The 16,227-nt window shown below is 71.6% G+C and carries 16 protein-coding genes and 1 pseudogene; 7 read left to right on the top strand and 10 right to left on the bottom strand.

Annotated features, from left to right (window positions below; translation table 11 throughout):
• The first annotated feature begins 2 nt into the window (after positions 1–2).
• Positions 3–764 (top strand): alpha/beta fold hydrolase, encoded by a 762-nt coding sequence (locus JSY13_RS00300; RefSeq protein WP_259607037.1) that lies wholly within the window; start codon positions 3–5, stop codon positions 762–764.
• A 22-nt stretch (positions 765–786) separates the two neighbouring features.
• On the opposite strand, the gene mnhG is transcribed toward JSY13_RS00300, so the two are convergent.
• From mnhG to JSY13_RS00270, 6 genes are read right to left on the bottom strand one after another with little or no spacing between them, the layout of a single operon-like run.
• On the bottom strand, positions 787–1,176 hold the full coding sequence (gene mnhG / locus JSY13_RS00295) for a monovalent cation/H(+) antiporter subunit G (protein ID WP_259607036.1): 390 nt from the start codon (positions 1,174–1,176) through the stop codon (positions 787–789).
• The gene (locus JSY13_RS00290) at positions 1,173–1,442 is read right to left on the bottom strand and encodes an MrpF/PhaF family protein (RefSeq protein WP_259607035.1); all 270 of its coding nucleotides are present in this window, start codon (positions 1,440–1,442) and stop codon (positions 1,173–1,175) included. The genes mnhG and JSY13_RS00290 overlap by 4 nt, the downstream gene beginning before the upstream one ends.
• Entirely contained in the window at positions 1,439–2,026 is a 588-nt protein-coding gene (locus tag JSY13_RS00285; protein ID WP_259607034.1) for a Na+/H+ antiporter subunit E, read from the bottom strand. Before JSY13_RS00285 ends, JSY13_RS00290 begins: the two co-directional genes overlap by 4 nt.
• Positions 2,023–3,576 carry a Na+/H+ antiporter subunit D gene (locus tag JSY13_RS00280; RefSeq protein ID WP_259607033.1) on the bottom strand — a complete coding sequence of 518 codons (1,554 nt, stop codon included), beginning with the start codon at positions 3,574–3,576 and terminating at the stop codon, positions 2,023–2,025. Before JSY13_RS00280 ends, JSY13_RS00285 begins: the two co-directional genes overlap by 4 nt.
• Positions 3,573–4,265, bottom strand: a complete 693-nt coding sequence (locus JSY13_RS12620) for an NADH-quinone oxidoreductase subunit K (protein WP_432806423.1) — start codon at positions 4,263–4,265, stop codon at positions 3,573–3,575. Before JSY13_RS12620 ends, JSY13_RS00280 begins: the two co-directional genes overlap by 4 nt.
• Positions 4,265–7,255, bottom strand: coding sequence for a Na+/H+ antiporter subunit A (locus tag JSY13_RS00270; protein WP_259607032.1), 2,991 nt, complete (start codon positions 7,253–7,255; stop codon positions 4,265–4,267). The genes JSY13_RS12620 and JSY13_RS00270 overlap by 1 nt, the downstream gene beginning before the upstream one ends.
• Positions 7,256–7,499: 244 nt before the next feature.
• On the opposite strand from JSY13_RS00270, the gene JSY13_RS00265 reads away from it, so the two are divergent.
• Both JSY13_RS00265 and JSY13_RS00260 read left to right on the top strand, forming a co-directional pair.
• Positions 7,500–7,772 (top strand): hypothetical protein, encoded by a 273-nt coding sequence (locus JSY13_RS00265; RefSeq protein ID WP_259607031.1) that lies wholly within the window; start codon positions 7,500–7,502, stop codon positions 7,770–7,772.
• A gap of 14 nt (positions 7,773–7,786) precedes the next feature.
• Positions 7,787–9,007: a hypothetical protein gene (locus JSY13_RS00260; RefSeq protein WP_259607030.1), complete on the top strand. Its 1,221-nt coding sequence runs from the start codon at positions 7,787–7,789 to the stop codon at positions 9,005–9,007.
• A gap of 287 nt (positions 9,008–9,294) precedes the next feature.
• Here JSY13_RS00260 and JSY13_RS00255 read toward each other — a convergent pair whose 3' ends face one another.
• On the bottom strand, positions 9,295–10,377 hold the full coding sequence (locus tag JSY13_RS00255; protein WP_259607029.1) for a LacI family DNA-binding transcriptional regulator: 1,083 nt from the start codon (positions 10,375–10,377) through the stop codon (positions 9,295–9,297).
• 58 nt (positions 10,378–10,435) lie between these two features.
• On the opposite strand from JSY13_RS00255, the gene JSY13_RS00250 reads away from it, so the two are divergent.
• The 3 genes from JSY13_RS00250 (at position 10,436) to JSY13_RS00240 (ending at position 13,164) form a co-directional block, all read left to right on the top strand.
• A complete protein-coding gene (locus JSY13_RS00250) occupies positions 10,436–11,665 on the top strand; it encodes an MFS transporter (RefSeq protein ID WP_259607028.1) in 1,230 nt (409 codons plus the stop codon).
• A gap of 9 nt (positions 11,666–11,674) precedes the next feature.
• Positions 11,675–12,370, top strand: a complete 696-nt coding sequence (gene nucS, locus JSY13_RS00245) for an endonuclease NucS (protein ID WP_259607027.1) — start codon at positions 11,675–11,677, stop codon at positions 12,368–12,370.
• Positions 12,371–12,495: 125 nt separating this feature from the next.
• Positions 12,496–13,164 carry an HAD hydrolase-like protein gene (locus JSY13_RS00240; protein WP_259607026.1) on the top strand — a complete coding sequence of 223 codons (669 nt, stop codon included), beginning with the start codon at positions 12,496–12,498 and terminating at the stop codon, positions 13,162–13,164.
• Between the two features lie 44 nt (positions 13,165–13,208).
• Here the strand turns inward: JSY13_RS00240 and JSY13_RS00235 are convergent, their stop codons facing one another.
• Positions 13,209–13,805, bottom strand: a complete 597-nt coding sequence (locus JSY13_RS00235) for an alpha/beta fold hydrolase (RefSeq protein ID WP_259607025.1) — start codon at positions 13,803–13,805, stop codon at positions 13,209–13,211.
• Between the two features lie 70 nt (positions 13,806–13,875).
• Here JSY13_RS00235 and JSY13_RS00230 point away from each other — a divergent pair, with 70 nt between their 5' ends.
• The gene (locus tag JSY13_RS00230; RefSeq protein WP_259607024.1) at positions 13,876–14,457 is read left to right on the top strand and encodes a TetR/AcrR family transcriptional regulator; all 582 of its coding nucleotides are present in this window, start codon (positions 13,876–13,878) and stop codon (positions 14,455–14,457) included.
• Between the two features lie 117 nt (positions 14,458–14,574).
• Here the strand turns inward: JSY13_RS00230 and JSY13_RS00225 are convergent, their stop codons facing one another.
• On the bottom strand, positions 14,575–14,781 hold the full coding sequence (locus tag JSY13_RS00225) for a cold-shock protein (RefSeq protein ID WP_259607023.1): 207 nt from the start codon (positions 14,779–14,781) through the stop codon (positions 14,575–14,577).
• 354 nt (positions 14,782–15,135) lie between these two features.
• Positions 15,136–16,000: pseudogene (locus tag JSY13_RS12615) on the bottom strand (IS5 family transposase).
• Positions 16,001–16,227 lie beyond the last annotated feature (227 nt).

Below are 16,227 nucleotides of genomic sequence, written 5' to 3'. Positions count from 1 at the left end.
GGATGCCGGAACGTCTGCTCGCCCCCGAGGGCACGCCCGCCGTCATCGAGGAGTTCACATCCGGCGGGGCCACCCTGGTGTCCGAGGACTTCGGCGTCGGCGACCATCCGATCGTGCTGCTGCACGGCATCGGCATGGGCCGCAGCGTCTACATCGACCTGGTGTCGCGGCTGAGCGGCCGGATCATCGGCCTCGACCTGCCCGGGTTCGGCGAGGCGCCCGAGCCGGAGCGGACGCTGACGATGGAGCGGCACGCCGACCTGGTCGCGGCTTTCCTCCGCGACCGCGGGATCACGGACGCCGTGATCATCGGCCATTCCATGGGCGCGCAGATCGCGGCCGAGGTGGCCGCCCGGCATCCGGACGTCGTCTCCGGCCTCGTGCTCGCCGGCCCGACCGTGAACAGCGCCTCGCGCAGCATCCGCGCCCAGGCCGGTTACCTGCTCTTCGACCTGCTGCACGAGCGCCCCGTGGTGCTCTGGCGCGGCGCCCGGGAGTACCTGCGCGGCGGGCCGCACCTGCTGCGCAAGATGCGCGCGACCATCGTGCACGATGCGAAGCGGGCGTACGGCCGGGTGCGGCATCCGGTGCTCGTGCTGCGCGGCCAGCGCGATCCGCTCGCGCCGATGAGCTGGTGCCGGGAGATCGTGGACAACATCCCCGGCGCCCGCTTCGAGGAGATCCCCGACCACGGGCACGGCACGCTGATCAGCGATTCCTGGGCGGCGGCCGAGCTCATCCGCCGGTTCGTCGCCGAGCTCTGAGGGCGCTCCGGCCGGCGACCTGCTACCCGGCGGCCGGGGGCGTCTGCTTCGACTCGGCGTACTCGTCGACGACGAGACCGCGCTGGTGGATGGTGCCGTTGCGGTACGCCTGGCGGCCGACCATGTGCGCCGACAGCGGTGCGGTGGCGAACTGCATCAGCACCACCGGGGCGACGATGACGAGGCCGAGCAGGATGCCGCCGACGCTGCGCTGCGAGAGCGCGATCGCCAGGCAGATCAGCAGCAGCCCGAGCACCTGCGGTTTGGTCGCGGCGTGCAGCCGGGAGGGCACGTCGCGGAAGCGCAGCAGGCCGATCGCGGCCGATAGGCACAGCAGCGCGCCGACGAGGATCAGCCCGAGCACGATCGCATCCAGCAGCGGGTCGGGGATCTCGAGTCCGAGCAGGGTCATGGCGTCGTGACATCCCTCCGGGCGACGTAGCGGGCGACGGAGATGGATCCGAACACGCCGACCGCGGCGATGATGAGCAGCACCGGGACGTTGCGGGTGTGCCCGTTGATCGCCATCTCGGCGCCGAGCACGCACATCACTTCGGTCAGCAGCACGTCGGATGCCACGGCGCGGTCGAGGATCGATGGGCCCCGGACGATCCGGATGACGGTGAGGATGGCGGCGACGCCGAAGACGACGAGGATCGCCGTGAGCAGGATGTTCATGGGCGGGCCTTCCGCTTGCCGGTGCCGAGCTCGTCGGCGCGCAGCGCCCGGTACTGGGCGGGCGTCCCCAGGGCGCGCACGATGCGCTTCTCCCAGCGCAGCACGCCCTCGCGCACGTCGTCGACGTCTTCGCGGCTGCGCACCCCGATCACGTGCAGGTACAGGATGCGGCGGTCGCGATCGGCCTCCACGACCAGCGATCCGGGGATCAGCGAGGAGGTGACGGCCACGTGCGTCATCACGAGGTCGTCGGCGTAGCGCAGCGGCACGGCGATGATCGCCGCGCCCGGCTGCCGACCGAGATCGAGCACCTGGGCGGTCACCCGCAGCGCCCCCATCACGATCGCGGCGAGGAACTGCACCACGTACAGCGCCGCGTACCAGAGGTTGATCCGGCCGACCAGCTCGACCGTCGGGAGCCGGAAGACCCGGGTGACCACCACCGCCACCACCAGGCCGGTCACCACCGCCAGCGGCGTGAACTGCTGCCAGAGCAGCATCCACAGCGCCACCAGCCAGAGCAGGAACGGCACCTGCAGGCCGATGTCGCGCAGGATGCGGCGGGTCGAGGCGTCCGGGCTCATCCGCCCACCTCCTCCTCGAGCTGCACCAGGCTGACCGGCTGCAGGAGCGCACCGCCGATGCGGTCGCAGAGAGCGTACAGCGGCCCCGCGAACACGGTCAGCGCGAGCGTCACCGAGACCATGCCGCCGGTGGCGATGGTCATGATCGCAGGGATCCGCCGCGTCTCCTGCCGCTCGTCGGCGGCGGGGGCCGTGGTCAGGTGGGCGACACGGCTCAGGTCGGCGTCGTCCTCCTCCTCTTCGCGCCAGAACGCGAGGTTCCACGCGCGCATCAGGGTGTACAGCGTGAGCAGCGAGGTGACGACGCCCCCGAAGATCACCACGATCATCAGCGGGGTGCCCACGCCGGCCGCCGCCTCGAACAGTCCGACCTTGCCGAGGAAGCCGGAGAACGGCGGCAGTCCGCCCAGGTTGATCGCCGGCACGAAGTACAGCACGGCCAGCACCGGCGCCGCCTTCATCAGCCCGCTGACCCGCAGGATCGACGTGCTGCCCGCCCGTCGCTCGACCAGCCCCACCGCGAGGAACAGGGTCGTCTGCACGACGATGTGGTGCACGATGTAGTAGACCGTCGCGCCGATGGCATCCGGCGTCACGATCGCGAGACCGAAGATCATGTAGCCGACGTGGCTGACGAGAGTGAACGAGAGGATCCTCTTCAGCTCGGCCTGCGCGACGGCGCCCAGGACGCCGATGATCATCGTGGCGAGCGCCACGATCAGCAGCAGCGTGTCGATGCTGTTCTCGGCGAACAGCTGCGTCTCGGTGCGGATCAGCGCGTACACGCCGACCTTGGTGAGCAGGCCCGCGAACACCGCCGTGACCGGGGCCGGCGCGGTCGGGTACGAGTCCGGCAGCCAGAACGACACCGGGAACACGGCCGCCTTGATGCCGAAGGCGACGACCAGGAGCAGGTGCAGCACGAGCTGCGTCTCCTGCGGCAGGGCGGCGACGCGCTCGGTGAGCTGCGCCATGTTCACCGTGCCGACGGCGCCGTAGATCATCGCGATCGCGGCGAGGAACAGGATCGACGACACCAGCGAGACGACGATGTAGACGGCCCCGGTGCGGATGCGGGACTCCGTGCTGCCCAGCGTGATCAGCACGTAAGAGGCGACGAGCAGGATCTCGAAGCCCACGTAGAGGTTGAACAGATCCCCCGCGATGAACGCGTCGAAGATGCCCGCGGCGAGGATCAGGTACGACGGGTTGAAGATCGAGATCGGGGTCTCGTCGACGCCGTCGGCGACGCCCTGGCCGATCGAGAACAGGAGCACGGCGAGCAGGACGATGCTGGAGACGAGCACGAGCAGCGCCGCGAACCGGTCGACGTAGAGCACGATGCCGAACGGCACCGGCCAGCCGCCGACCGAGACCGCCAGCGGCGACCCGGCATCGACGGCGACCAGCAGCACCGCGGCGATGATCGACACCGCGGCGAGCGTGCCCACCGAGACGACCATCTGCAGACGCGGGTTGCGCCCGAACACGAGGGTGACGGCCGCGCCGAGCAGCGGCAGGGTGACGATCAGCGGCACGAGGGCGGTCACGGGCGGCCCTCCTCGCCGCTGTCGTCGGGGCGGCTCGTCTCGTCGCGCTTGTCCCGCGCGACGTCGTGAGCGGATGCCGCCGGAGCCGGCGCCTCCCCCGCGGAGCCCCCGGACGCGGAGCCCCCGGACGCTGAGCTTGTCGAAGCGTCCTCCCGGAAGCTCCCGGACGCTGAGCCCCCGGGCGCCGGGCCTGCCGAAGCGTCCCCCGCGGCATCCGGATCCACCGGCAGGGGCGTCGCGACGCGCACCGTGACCGGCACCGTCTCCAGACCGACGAAGTCGGTCGTGGCGTCCTCGTCGATGAGCTCCGCCTCGTCGTCGATGACGTCCTCCTCGGCATCCGTCCGGGCACGCAGAGCGAGGTCGGCCTCGTCGTCCGCGACGGTGTCGGCCTGGCCGAGCTGCCACGAGCGGTAGATGAGGGCGAGCAGGAAGGCGGACACGGCGAACGTGATCACGATCGCGGTGAGGGTGAGCGCCTGCGGCAGAGGATCGCTGACCCGCGCGTCCTCGCCGTGGAACGGCGCCCTGCCCGGCACGCCCATCACGATGAGCAGCAGCAGGTTGGTGGCGTTCCCGAGCAGGAGGAAGCCGATCAGCACACGCGTCAGACTGCGCTCCATCATCGCGTAGACCCCGCACGCGAACAGCACCGCCATGATGAGGATCAGGGTCAGGGAGACGTCCATCAGGCATCCGCCCCTCTCCGCTGCCCGTGGCGCAGGGCCTGCGTCTGCCGGTCGACCTCGGCGCCGAGACTGCGCAGCACGTCGAGCACGAGGCCGATCACGACGAGGTACACGCCCACGTCGAAGAGCGTCGACGACACCAGTTCGAGGTGGCCGAGCACGGGAACGTCGGCCTCCCACACCGCGCTCTGCAGCGGCCCCAGTCCGAAGAACAGGGGCAGTACGGCCGTGCCGGCGGCGACGACGAGGCCCGCGCCGAGCAGGCGCCCGGCATCCGTCGGCGCCGCCGCGCCCAGCTCCCAGCGGCCGCCCGCGACGTACCGCATCACCAGCGCCATCCCGGCGACGAGGCCGCCGGCGAAGCCTCCGCCGGGGCTGTTGTGTCCGGCGAAGAGCAGGTAGATCGACACCACGATGATCGTGTGGAACAGGATCCGGACGATCACCTCGAGCAGGATCGAACGGTTGGCGGCTTTGACCTGCTGACCGCCGACGAGCCAGGCGCGCGGTGCGTCGCGGTTCTCGGGGGTCTGGAAGCGCACGCCCTCGGTGGTCTCCACCATCGGCCGGCGGGCGGTGGAGCGTCGCTTCGTGTCGGGCAGGTCGCGGGTGGCCGAGAGCAGGTCGGCGCGGTGGGTGACGAAGACGAGGGATGCCACGCCGGTGGCTGCGAGCACCAGCACCCCCAGCTCGCCCATGGTGTCCCAGCCGCGCAGGTCGACGAGTGCGACGTTGACGACGTTCTTGCCGTGGCCGAGTTCGTAGGCGAGCTCCGGGTAGGCGAGGGAGATCGGGTCGACGAACCGGGCCTGCGTGGCCACGATCGCGACGAACGCCATCACGACGCCGACGCCGACGGCGAGCAGGGCGCGCGGCACCCGGCCGGCCGAGGCGTTGTGCTCGCCCATGCGCGACGGCAGGCGCCGGAGCACGAGCGCGAAGGCGACCAGGGTGATCGTCTCGACGAGGATCTGCGTGAGGGCCAGGTCGGGGGCGCCGCTCGTGGCGAAGAGCACCACCATGCCCAGCCCGGTGACCGACACCAGGACCACACCGGTGTAGCGCTTCTCGGCACGCACGGCGAAGAGGCCGGCCGCCGCCATGATCGGCGCGACGACGAGCTGCACCGGTGTGTGCCAGCCGGAGAGCCGATGCTCGCCGAGCGCCCCTCCCCCGACGAGGGCCGTCGCCTCGGCGGCCACGAGCACGATGAAGATCGTGCCGACGTAGAGGGGCAGCGAGCCGCGTTGGGTGAAGGTCGTGGTCAGCACCGAGAGCCGGTCGATGCCGCGGACGACGGCATAGTAGGCATCGGATGCCGTGAACGGCATGAACCGGCGACGGCGGTCCCATCCGGTGCGGATCGTGAGTGCGCACAGGCCGACGCCGAGCAGGATCGCCGCGATCGAGACGAACAGCGCCGGCTCGAGGCCGTGCCAGAGCGCCAGATGCCCCGGCTCGCCGGACGCGGAGCCGGTCGCGGACGCTGAGCCCGTCGCGGACGCTGAGCCTGTCGAAGCGTCGCCTCCTGCCAGGCTGAGCGCGTATGGCTGCAGCGCCCGGTCCACCGCGGGAACGCCCAGTCCGAGGGCGATGGTGGCGCCCGCGAGCACGATCGGCGCGGAGAGGAACCCCACCGGCGGGTCGGGCCAGGCGGTGTCCGGCACGCGGCCGCCGGCATCCGTCTTCCGCGCGAACGCGCCCCACAGGAATCGGGCGCCGTACGCCGCCGTCAGCACCGATCCGAGGGCGACGCCGGCGAGGGCCGCGGCGCCCCATGCCGAGCCGTGCAGGGTCTCGTCGATGAGCGCCGTGAGGGTGGATTCCTTCGCGACGTATCCGATCGTGGGCGCGAGGCCCACCATCGAGGCGACCGAGAGGACCGCCGCCGTGGCCATCACCGGGGCCTGGCGGCCGACGCCGCAGAGCTCGGTGATGTCGCGGGTGGAGAGCTGGCGGTCGATGATGCCGACGATCAGAAACAGCGCCGACTTGAACAGGGCGTGCCCGATGACGAGGGCCAGCCCGGCGAGCGCGGCCGCCGGCGTGCCGTAGCCCAACACGATCGCGAAGAAGCCGAGCTGGCTCACGGTGCCGAAGGCGAGGATGCGCTTCAGGTCCGTCTCACGCAGGGCCTGGATGCCGCCGAGAAGCATGGTGATGATCCCCAGCGTGATCACGATCGGCCGCCACGGCGCGGCGAAGGCGAAGATCGGGGCGAAGCGGGCGATCAGGTAGATGCCGGCCTTCACCATGGCGGCGGCGTGGAGGTACGCGCTCACCGGCGTGGGCGCAGCCATCGCTCCCGGCAGCCAGAAGTGCAGCGGGAACAGCGCCGACTTGCTCACGGCGCCGACGAGCAGCATCACGATCGCGGCATCGACGATGGGTCCGGTCGGCGCCATCGCGAGCAGTTCGCGGATGCTGGCGGTGCCGGTGTCGACGACGAGAAGGATCACGCCGACGAACATCACGAGTCCGCCGAGCGTCGTGATCAGCAGGGCCTGCAGCGCGGAGCGGCGGCTGGCGGCGCGGCGGTGGTAATGCCCGATCAGGAGGTAGGAGAGGATGCTGGTGAGCTCCCAGAACATCACGAGCATCACCAGGTCGTCGGTGAGCACGAGCCCGTACATCGCGCCGGCGAATCCGAGCAGCACGCCGGCGAAGGGCGCCACCCTGGATGCGTCGTCGTGGAAGTACCAGCGGCAATACAGCAGCACCAGAGCGCCGACGCCGGTCACGATCAGGGCGAGGACCCACCCGAGCACGTCCATGCGCAGGGAGAGGTGCAGGCCGAGCTGGGGGATCCAGTCGTAGCTGAAGAACGGCACGCGCTCGGGGTCGAGGACGTCGGGTGTGCGGGTGAGCGCGTGCACGAAGGCGGCGGCGGGGACGAGCGCGCCGATCGCGAAGGCCTGGGCTCCCAGCCAGCGGACCAGTGCAGGAAGGACGAGCGCCCCTGCGAGGAACACGGCGAGGAGCAACGGCATAAGCAGCTCCTCTGGCGCTTCGGGGCCTCTCGGCGCGGCGGGCGGTGTTCCCCATCTTATCGGGCGGTCTCCCCCGCCCTCCCGGCCCGCACTCCGCCGGCCTTCGCGCGCCGCGCCGGCCGGTCGCACCGTCGGACGCGGAGCCCGTCCACGGACGCTGAGCCTGTCGAAGCGTCCGCCCCGCCGCGCACCCCACCGCACCGGACCCGCCAGTGTCAGGCAACGGGCGTGCGACAGTAGTGCCATGACCCGCACGTCCCTCCGCGAGCTCGTCGGCTGGCTCGCGGCGACGGGGATCGCGATCGCCGTCACGGCGGTCGTCGCGGCCTCGCCCCGCGGCGAGCTGCTGTTCCGCGATGGGGACTCCCTGGCGGTCGCGCTGCTCGTCCGCTCGATCCTCGAAGGCGATCCGCAGGACTGGGCCTTCTCGAGCGTCCTGTTCATTCCGGAAGCCGCATGCTTCCTCGTGCTGAAGGCGGGCATGCCCCCCTCGATGTCGATGCGCTGCTCGCCGTGAACGCGGTCGTGAACATGGTCGCGCTGTACGGAGCGACCCGGCTGGCTGCCGGGCGGCGCGAGCCTGGCCGGGCGCCCGTCGCGTGGTCGCTTATCGCCCTCGGGGCCTTCGGCATGCTCGCCGCATCCGAGACATCCGCTTCCCGCGATGCTCTCGAGCCGGCATCGCTTCTGTTGACGACGACGTACTACTCCGCGACGGTGATCGGCGCCGTCGTGGCGGTGGGCCTCATGCGCCGCCTTCTCGACACGACGTCGCGCAGAGTGCTGCTCGGCACGACGTTCGCGCTCGGTGTCACCACCGTTGTCTCGACGGTCTCCAACCCGCTCTTCGTCGCCTGGGCCGTCGCTCCGCTCGTCGTGATCCTCGCCGTCCGGGCCGTGCGTGACGACCAGCGAATGCCTTCGCTGTCCGGAGTCGGTGCGCTTCTCGCCGGTGCCGCAGGCGGGATGATCGGCCGCATACCGCTGTCGGAATGGATCGCGAACAGCGGGACCGGATACGCACAGCCGGCGCTCTGGCAGGAGTCCATGAGCCACTACGCCGCGCTGGGGATCGAGCGTCTGGCGTCACCGCACGGTTTGGCGGCTGCGGTCCTCACGGCGGCGCTCATCGCGCTGTGCGTTGTTCGCAGCATCCGCGCCGGCGACGGCTCAGGTGTGATTGCGCTCTACGGCTGGCTCGCACCGGCACTGGTCGTCCTGGGGGCGATCGCGCTGGGTACGCACGCAGCCCGCTATCTCGCACCGATCGCCTTCGCTCCGGTGCTGGGTCTTGTCGCCCGGCCGACCGCTCTGCCGTCGCCCCGGCTTGTTCGGCGGGCGGCGGCGTCCGTCGCCGCCGTCGCACTTGCAGCCGGCGTCGTGATCGGCATCCCGACCATCGGCGCCGCCGCCGGACGGCCCGATCCCGATCTCACGTGCGTCACCGACTGGGTGGACGGCTCCGGCCGCACGGGCGCCGGCCAGTTCTGGACTGTGCGCCTGCCGAAGCTGCATCTCGCCGAGCCCTCACGGCTCGTGCAGGTCGACCACCGGCTGCGCGGTTACGCATGGCTCGTCAACCGCACCGACTTCGCCGTCGGCGAGGTGACGTTCCTTGTTGAGGACGCGCAGACCGTCCCGTGGGACCTTCCCCCGCCTGGCGCCGTGCCGGACCGCGTCATCGAATGCGGCCGCTACCGCATCCTCGACTACGCCTCGCATCCGCTCCCCCTCGGCCCCCAGCGCTCCTGACCATCGCCGGGTTCGCCGGGAGAGAATCGCACCGCAAGGCGGCCTCGCGGATGCGGGAACCTCCTCACGGCTGGACACGCTCGCGCCGGCGGGAGAAGAACGCACCGCAAACCGGCCCCAGGGATGTGGGAGCCTCCCGGCGGCGGAGCGCGTCACTCCCGGCGGGAGAAAAACGCACCGGACACGGGCGTTTCCGATGCAGAAAGCTCCCGCCGACCGCCCCGCGCGACCGGCCCGCGCGACCGGCCCGCGCCCAGCACGCGCACGCGGCGCCAGCGCCCGCGCCCTCACCGCCCCGCGGGCGGCGCCATCGTCGTCCCCTCGCGGAAACGGCAGGTGAAGTGCACCGACTCCCCCGGCTCTCCGGCCAGCATCCGCGCGATCTGGGCGCCGGCGGCGCGCCCCTTCTCGATCGCGGGCTGCACGATGGTCGTCAGCCGCTGGTCACCGAGTCCGTCGACGGCGATCCCGTCGAAGCCGACGACGCTGAGATCCTCCGGCACCCGCAGGCCGAGCTCCTCGGCGGCGCGCATCGCACCGACCGCCAGCAGGTCGCTCTGCGCGACGATCGCGGTCGGCCGTTCGGCATCCGGCAGCCGCTTCCCCGCCTCGTCGGTCAGCAGCGCTCGCGCGGCGATCATCCCCTCGTCGATGAGGCTCCCCGCGGCGCTGACCACCGGGGCGTCCGGGAACACCTCGCGGAACCCGGCGAGCCGGTCGAGCGCGACGTCGACGGTCGCGGCGCGCAGGCGCGCCGGCGTGACCGGTCCGCGCTCGCGCGCCGGCTCCATCGGCAGCGTGATCTCCGCCACCCGCTCATGCCCGAGGTCGCGGAGATGCCGCGCGATGGCCGCGCTGGCCTCCCGGTTGTCCAGGGTGACCCGGGGCACGCCCTCCCCCGCCGCGCCCTCGATGACGACCACGGGCAGCCCGCGCTGCCGCACGGTCTCGACCGCGGCGCGCGTGCGCGCGGAGCATCCGATGAGCACGACCGCATCCACCGGCGCCTCCGCGATCGGCGGCGGATCGTCGCCCTGCGGATCGTCGCGCAGGAGGAGGAGTCCCGCACTGGCATCCGTCAGCGCATCGGTGAGCCCGTCCATCATCGCCGTGGTGACCGGGTCGAGGAACGCATGGCGCAGGTGCGCGGACAGCACGACGCCCACGATCCCGCTGCGTCCGCGGCGCAACGAGGCCGCACGCGGGTCCGGCCCCGCATAGCCGAGCTCCGCGGCGGCGTCGAGCACCCGTCGGCGGGTCGCCTCGGCGACGTTCACCTTGCCGCTGAACACCACCGAGGCGGTCGACGTCGACACCCCGGCCGCCCGGGCGACGTCGGCGATCGTCGGCCGGCGCGGCTGGATCGTCATACCCCGAGGATAACCCGGAGTCGCTGCGCGGATCGAATCGATTCGATAGGGTGGGGGAGTGGAATCGACGCTCACCCGCTCCCAGTTCGTCCGCTGGCGCCTGGCGATCTTCGCGATCTTCCTCGCCAGCGGCCTCTCCATCGCGACCTGGGCCTCCCGCGTGCCCGGCATCAAGGAGGCGCTCGACCTCGACAACGCGCAGGTCGGCGTGCTGCTGCTGGGGATGGGCGTCGCCTCGATCCTCGGCATCTCCCTGAGCCCCGCCGTGATGGCCCGCACCGGCGCGCGCCGCGGCATCCTCCTGAGCATGCTGTTGTTCGCCGCGGGCATCGCCCTGATCGGCCTGGGCGCGAACGTGTTCGGCTCGGTGCCGGTCGTCCTGCTCGGCATGGCGCTGTTCGGCTTCGGCAACGGATGCGTGGACGTGATGATGAACGTCGAGGCCACCGCGATCGAGCAGCAGATGGGCCGGACCATCCTGCCGGTCTTCCACGCCCTGTTCAGCTTCGGCACCGTGCTCGGCGCCGGGGCGGGGGCCCTCGCGGCATCCGTCGGTCTCGACGTCGCCGCGCACGCCGGCGTCATCGGCGTCGTCATCGCGGTCGCGGCCGTCGTCTGCTTCTTCCAGGTCCCCGCCCGCGAGGCGGCGCTCGACCCGGTGGACGAGGAGAAGCCGCATTGGCGCGAACGGATGCACGTGGCGCTCGAGGCCTGGCGCGAGCCGCGCACCTACGCGCTCGGCGTCGTCATGCTCGGCATGTCCTTCGCCGAGGGCGGCGCGAACGACTGGATCGCGCTCGGCGCGGAGGAGGGTCACGGCGCCGCGCCCGGCATGGGCGCCGTCGCCCTCGCCGTCTTCTCGGTCGGCATGACGGTGGTGCGCCTCTTCGGCGGCCCCGTCGTCGACCGGTTCGGCCGGGTGCCCGTGCTCCGCGCGCTCGCGCTGACCGCGGCCGCCGGCATCCTGCTCTTCATCCTGGGGCCGTCGCTGCCGCTCGTGCTCGTCGGCGCCGCGCTGTGGGGCATCGGGGCGTCGCTCGGATTCCCGATCGGGATGTCCGCGGCCGCCGATGATCCGGCGAAGGCCGCCGCGCGCGTGAGCGCCGCCGCGACGATCGGATACATCGCCTTCCTCGGCGGTCCACCCGTCCTGGGCTTCATCAGCGAGCACATCGGCCTGCTGAACACCCTGTTCATCCTGGTGGGCCTCGTCGTGGCATCCGGTCTGTTCTCGGGCGCCGCCCGGCCGCTGCCTGCGGACGAGCTGACGGCGAGCGCGACGAAGTAGGCTCGACGGGTGCGTCTCGTCATCGCCCGCTGCTCCGTCGACTACACCGGTCGTCTCAACGCCCACCTGCCCCTGGCCACGCGCCTGCTGGTGCACAAGGGCGACGGCAGCCTGCTGGTGCACTCCGACGGCGGCAGCTACAAGCCGCTGAACTGGATGAGCCCGCCGTGCTCGCTCGCCACCGAGGAGCCGGGGGAGGAGGAGGCCGGCGCCGGCGTCGTCGAGGTGTGGCGCGTCACGCACAAGAAGACCGGGGATGCCCTGCGCGTGCAGATCTACGAGGTCATCCACGACTCGAACCACGACCTCGGCATCGACCCCGGGCTGCAGAAGGACGGCGTGGAGGCGGATCTGCAGCGCCTCCTCGCCGAACAGGTCGAGCTCGTCGCCGAGGGGGCGACCCTGGTGCGCCGGGAGTACCCGACCGCGATCGGTCCCGTGGACCTGCTCGTGCGGGATGCGGCGGGGGCGGCGATCGCGGTCGAGGTGAAGCGCCGGGGCGACATCGACGGCGTCGAGCAGCTCACCCGCTACCTGGAACTGCTCGGCCGGGATCCGCACCTCGCCCCGGTGCGGGGCGTCTTCGCGGCGCAGGAGATCAAGCCGCAGGCGCGCGTGCTGGCCGAGGACCGCGGCATCCGCTGCCTGGTGCTGGACTACGAGGAGATGAAGGGCCTCGAGTCGGGCGTTCCGCGGCTGTTCTGAGGGAGGAGGCGGGACCCTTCGACAGGCTCAGGGTCCTTCGACGGGCTCGGGGTCGGGCGACGGGCTCAGGGTCCGGGCGTCCGCCGGCGCGCGAGCGCGCAGTCGGCACCCGTAGGCTGGAGGGCATGCCCGCCTCCCGCTACTCCTGCATCCTCTGGGACGTCGACGGCACGATCGCCGACGCATCCGCGGGCATCCTTCCCCGACTGCGACAGGTGTTCGCCTCGTACGGCCTGCCCGAGCCCGCGCCCGAGGCCCTCGCCGCGTGGATCGGCCCGCCCATGTTCGAGTCGTTCCAGCTCCACGCCGGGATGACGCCCGAACAGGCCGAGGAGGCGCTGGGCCGGTACCGCGCCCTGGCCGCGGCCGACGGATACGCGGCATCCGTGGCCCTGTACCCGGGTGTGGCGGACGTGATCCGCGCGGTGTCGGATGCCGGCATCCCGCAGGCCACCGCGAGCACCAAGCCCGAGAACCAGGTCGCCGCGATCCTCGAGCACTATGAGCTGCTCGCCGCCTTCACCGCGATCTCGGGGGCGCGCCCGGGCCCGGAGGGCCGCAGCGACGGCAAGTCCTTCGTCGTCGCCCGCGCCCTCGAGCGCCTCGCGGATGCCGGCGCCGACGTCAGCTCACCGGTGCTCATCGGCGATCGGCATCACGACATCGACGGCGCCGCCGAGCACGGCATCCCGGTGATCTTCGCCGAGTGGGGCTTCGGGGATGCCGGTGAGGGAGCGGGCGCCGTCCATCGCGCCGCCGCGCCCGAGCAGCTGCGCAGCCTGCTGCTCGCCTGACACGGCCCCGGCGCCGACCCGGTCGCGCCGCGGACCCGCTCGCGCTACCGCCGCGCCTCCGCGATCGCCGCCGCGACGGCCTCCGGGTGATCCAGATGCGGGATGTGCCCGGCATCCGCGACCACCGTCACCTCGGCATCGGGCATCCGCCTCGCCAGCGCCTGCGCCGCGGACGGCGGCAGCAGGCGGTCCTGGTCGCCGAGCACGAGCCGGCGCACCCGATCCGGATGCGCGGTGGCGAACGCCGTGGCGACGAACCCGCCCATCGACCCGGCGACGAGGTCGACGCGGTCGAGCTCGAGCGCATCGAGGAGCGTCGCGACCCACTCCGCGGACGCCCGCCGGAATCCGCGCACCCGCACATCCCTCGGATCCGACAGGCCGAATCCCGGCCGGTCCGCGACGAGCACGCGCCCCGACAGCCGCCCCGCGATCGGCGCCCATTCGGCGGTGACCCCCACGCCGCCGTGGATCAGCAGCACCGCCGGCCCGGTGCCGTGGTCGAGGACGGCCGTCCGCCGTCCTGGTGCATCCGTGATCAGCCGCTCGGCTGCCGGGAAGCCGCGGCTCGCGAAGGCCGCCCTGCGCAGCGTCCGGAAGCGCGCACGCCCCTCCGGCTCTCCCCGCCGCTCGCCGTCCATCGCCGCTCCCCAGCCGCCGCACGCCTATCGTTACACCGTAACGTAACGCCGTTTCGGTATGCTGTCAAGCATGGGGCGACCACGGATGCATGACGAGGCGACCGCTCTGCGCCTGCTCGACGCGGCGGAGCGCCTGATCGAGTCCTCGGGTGTCGAGGCGCTCTCGATCCGCGCGCTCGCGGGCGCGACCGGCACGAGCACGCGCGCCGTGTACAGCACGTTCGGGTCCAAGCGCGACCTGCTGGCCGCTCTCGCCGGCCGGGCCTTCCGCATCCTCGAGCAGGAGGTCGCGGCCGTTCCGGAGACCGAGGACCCGGCATCCGACCTCGTCGCCGCCGGCCTCGTCTTCCGCCGCCTTGCGATTGAGCACACGGCGCTCTTCCGGGTCGCCTTCCACGACAGCGAACCCGCCGAGGCCGCGTGGCCAGAGATCCGCCCGCTGCAGCGCTCGGCGCTCGCCCGGCTCCGCGCACGGATCGCCCGGGTGCTGCCCGAGGGCGCGCCCGCGTCCGCCCTCCGCGCGCACACCTTCGCCTTCCATGCGCTGTGCGAGGGGCTGGCGACGCTGCAGCTGCGCGGTGCGCCCGTGGGCGACGCGTGGGAGGGGTCTTTCCGCACGCTCATCGAAGGCATGCGGCGGACGGATGCCTGAGGCCGGGCCCCCTCAGCACACGCCGAGCCCGCTCGTCGCCCGCGGGGCGCCCTCGACGCACGAACTCCCCGCCCCGGACGACATGGTCCGGGAACGGGGAGTCCGGTGAGTCCCGCCTCAGAGGGGGCGGATGTTCTCGGCCTGCAGGCCCTTGGGACCCTGCGCGACGTCGAACTCGACGCGCTGGTTCTCCTCAAGGGAGCGGTAGCCGGATGCCTGGATGGCGGTGTAGTGCGCGAAGAGGTCGTCGCCGCCGTCGTCGGGGGAGATGAAGCCGAAGCCCTTCTCCGAGTTGAACCACTTGACCGTGCCCTGGGTGCTCATTTACTGCCGTTCTGCTGATTGCCAAGCCGCCGCGGGCTGCGCCGACTGGTGCTAACGCTAGCCCAGGGCACGGATGCGGCGGTACGGGTTGACAGAAGGTGATCCAAATGTTGCAGAGGCACGTCGCTACCCGTCGGTGCGATGATCCGGGGCGGGCCGGGCGCGGCCCGCGGCATCCGCCGATGGACGTTGAAGGCCCCCACCGCGGGGGGAGCGATGGGGGCCGGAAGACGACCGGAGGGTGCGTCGGATACCAGCGTACAACAGATCTGAAGATTTTGTCCCCCATTTGGGGGACAAAATCGAGTTTCGGTGCGATGGTGCCAGAGGCCCCCGGAAGGCTAGGCCGTGTTGCTAAATCCATTGCAAGGCGGCGGAGAGGCAGATCCCTGCCGCGTATGACCGGGCGGTCTTGTCGTAGCGGGAAGCGAGTCCGCGCCACTGCTTCACGAAGTTGAAGCACCGCTCGACGACGTTGCGGCCCTTGTAGCGCTCCCGTTGCTCATCGCCGAAGTCGATCGGACGGCCCGGACGCTTGCGACGGTGCGCGATCTGGTCGTCGCGTTCGGGGATCGTGGCCTTGACGCCGCGCTCGCGCAGCCAGGCCCGGTTCTTCTTCGACGGGTAGCCCTTGTCCGCGAGCACCCGGTCCGGCCTCGTGCGCACAGGCCCTCGGCCGGGGACGTGGATCTCGTCGAGTACGCAGGTGAACATGCTCGTGTCTGCGACCTGCCCGCCAGTGAGGACGAACGCCAGCGCCCGGGCCTGCCCGTCGCAGACGAGATGGATCTTCGTCGTCAAACCACCCCGTGACCGGCCGATCGCGTGGTCAGGAGGCTCTGGCCCGGACTTCTTGTAGTTCGACGGATCCCCCTGTGACCCGGGGCAAGGTCGCGCCATGCTGATGGACACGCGCGATCGAGGAATCCACCGACACGACCCAGTCGATCTCACCCTGAAGCGACGCCCGCTTCTGCACGTGGGTGAGCAGGTCCTCCCAGACGCCGTCGCTCGCCCACCGGCGGAAGTTCTTGTAGATCGTGTTCCAGCTCCCGAACCGATCGGGCAGGTCTCGCCACGCCGATCCCGTGCGGAACCGCCACGCGGTCGCCTCGACCACCGTGCGCCGATCCACCGGAGGACGGCCCCGTGTCCTCACCGGCGGGAACACGTCCCGGATCAGCTCCCAGACCTCGTCCGTGATGACATCTCGCGACACGCCTCAAGAATCACCCGAAGGCCCCGAACCAGCATTTAGCAACACGGCCTAGGTGCGGCATTGCCCGCAGCCAGGGGAGTGCCTCATGGAGGTCGTCTTCGAAGGACATGTGAACATCATGGCCTGCCCCGCGGACAATGGCCGTCTCCCGGCCCCCTCCGGTGCGAGGGCTGGACCTCACCGGTGACGGTCCGTGGCACCGGTAGGGTACGGATCAGCGATCCGCA

The organism is Microbacterium neungamense (assembly GCF_024971095.1).
Taxonomy (GTDB): Bacteria; Actinomycetota; Actinomycetes; order Actinomycetales; family Microbacteriaceae; genus Microbacterium; species Microbacterium neungamense.
Note: the sequence above shows the minus strand (reverse complement) of the source record. Positions and strands in the feature narration are given on the sequence as shown.

Coding starts and splice junctions, on each gene's coding strand:
- JSY13_RS00300 (WP_259607037.1), top strand. CDS start 3: ATGCCGGAACGTCTGCTCGCCCCCGAGGGCACGCCCGCCGTCATCGAG.
- mnhG (WP_259607036.1), bottom strand. CDS start 1,176: ATGACCCTGCTCGGACTCGAGATCCCCGACCCGCTGCTGGATGCGATC.
- JSY13_RS00290 (WP_259607035.1), bottom strand. CDS start 1,442: ATGAACATCCTGCTCACGGCGATCCTCGTCGTCTTCGGCGTCGCCGCC.
- JSY13_RS00285 (WP_259607034.1), bottom strand. CDS start 2,026: ATGAGCCCGGACGCCTCGACCCGCCGCATCCTGCGCGACATCGGCCTG.
- JSY13_RS12620 (WP_432806423.1), bottom strand. CDS start 4,265: ATGGACGTCTCCCTGACCCTGATCCTCATCATGGCGGTGCTGTTCGCG.
- JSY13_RS00270 (WP_259607032.1), bottom strand. CDS start 7,255: ATGCCGTTGCTCCTCGCCGTGTTCCTCGCAGGGGCGCTCGTCCTTCCT.
- JSY13_RS00265 (WP_259607031.1), top strand. CDS start 7,500: ATGACCCGCACGTCCCTCCGCGAGCTCGTCGGCTGGCTCGCGGCGACG.
- JSY13_RS00260 (WP_259607030.1), top strand. CDS start 7,787: ATGGTCGCGCTGTACGGAGCGACCCGGCTGGCTGCCGGGCGGCGCGAG.
- JSY13_RS00255 (WP_259607029.1), bottom strand. CDS start 10,377: ATGACGATCCAGCCGCGCCGGCCGACGATCGCCGACGTCGCCCGGGCG.
- JSY13_RS00240 (WP_259607026.1), top strand. CDS start 12,496: ATGCCCGCCTCCCGCTACTCCTGCATCCTCTGGGACGTCGACGGCACG.
- JSY13_RS00235 (WP_259607025.1), bottom strand. CDS start 13,805: ATGGACGGCGAGCGGCGGGGAGAGCCGGAGGGGCGTGCGCGCTTCCGG.
- JSY13_RS00230 (WP_259607024.1), top strand. CDS start 13,876: ATGGGGCGACCACGGATGCATGACGAGGCGACCGCTCTGCGCCTGCTC.
- JSY13_RS00225 (WP_259607023.1), bottom strand. CDS start 14,781: ATGAGCACCCAGGGCACGGTCAAGTGGTTCAACTCGGAGAAGGGCTTC.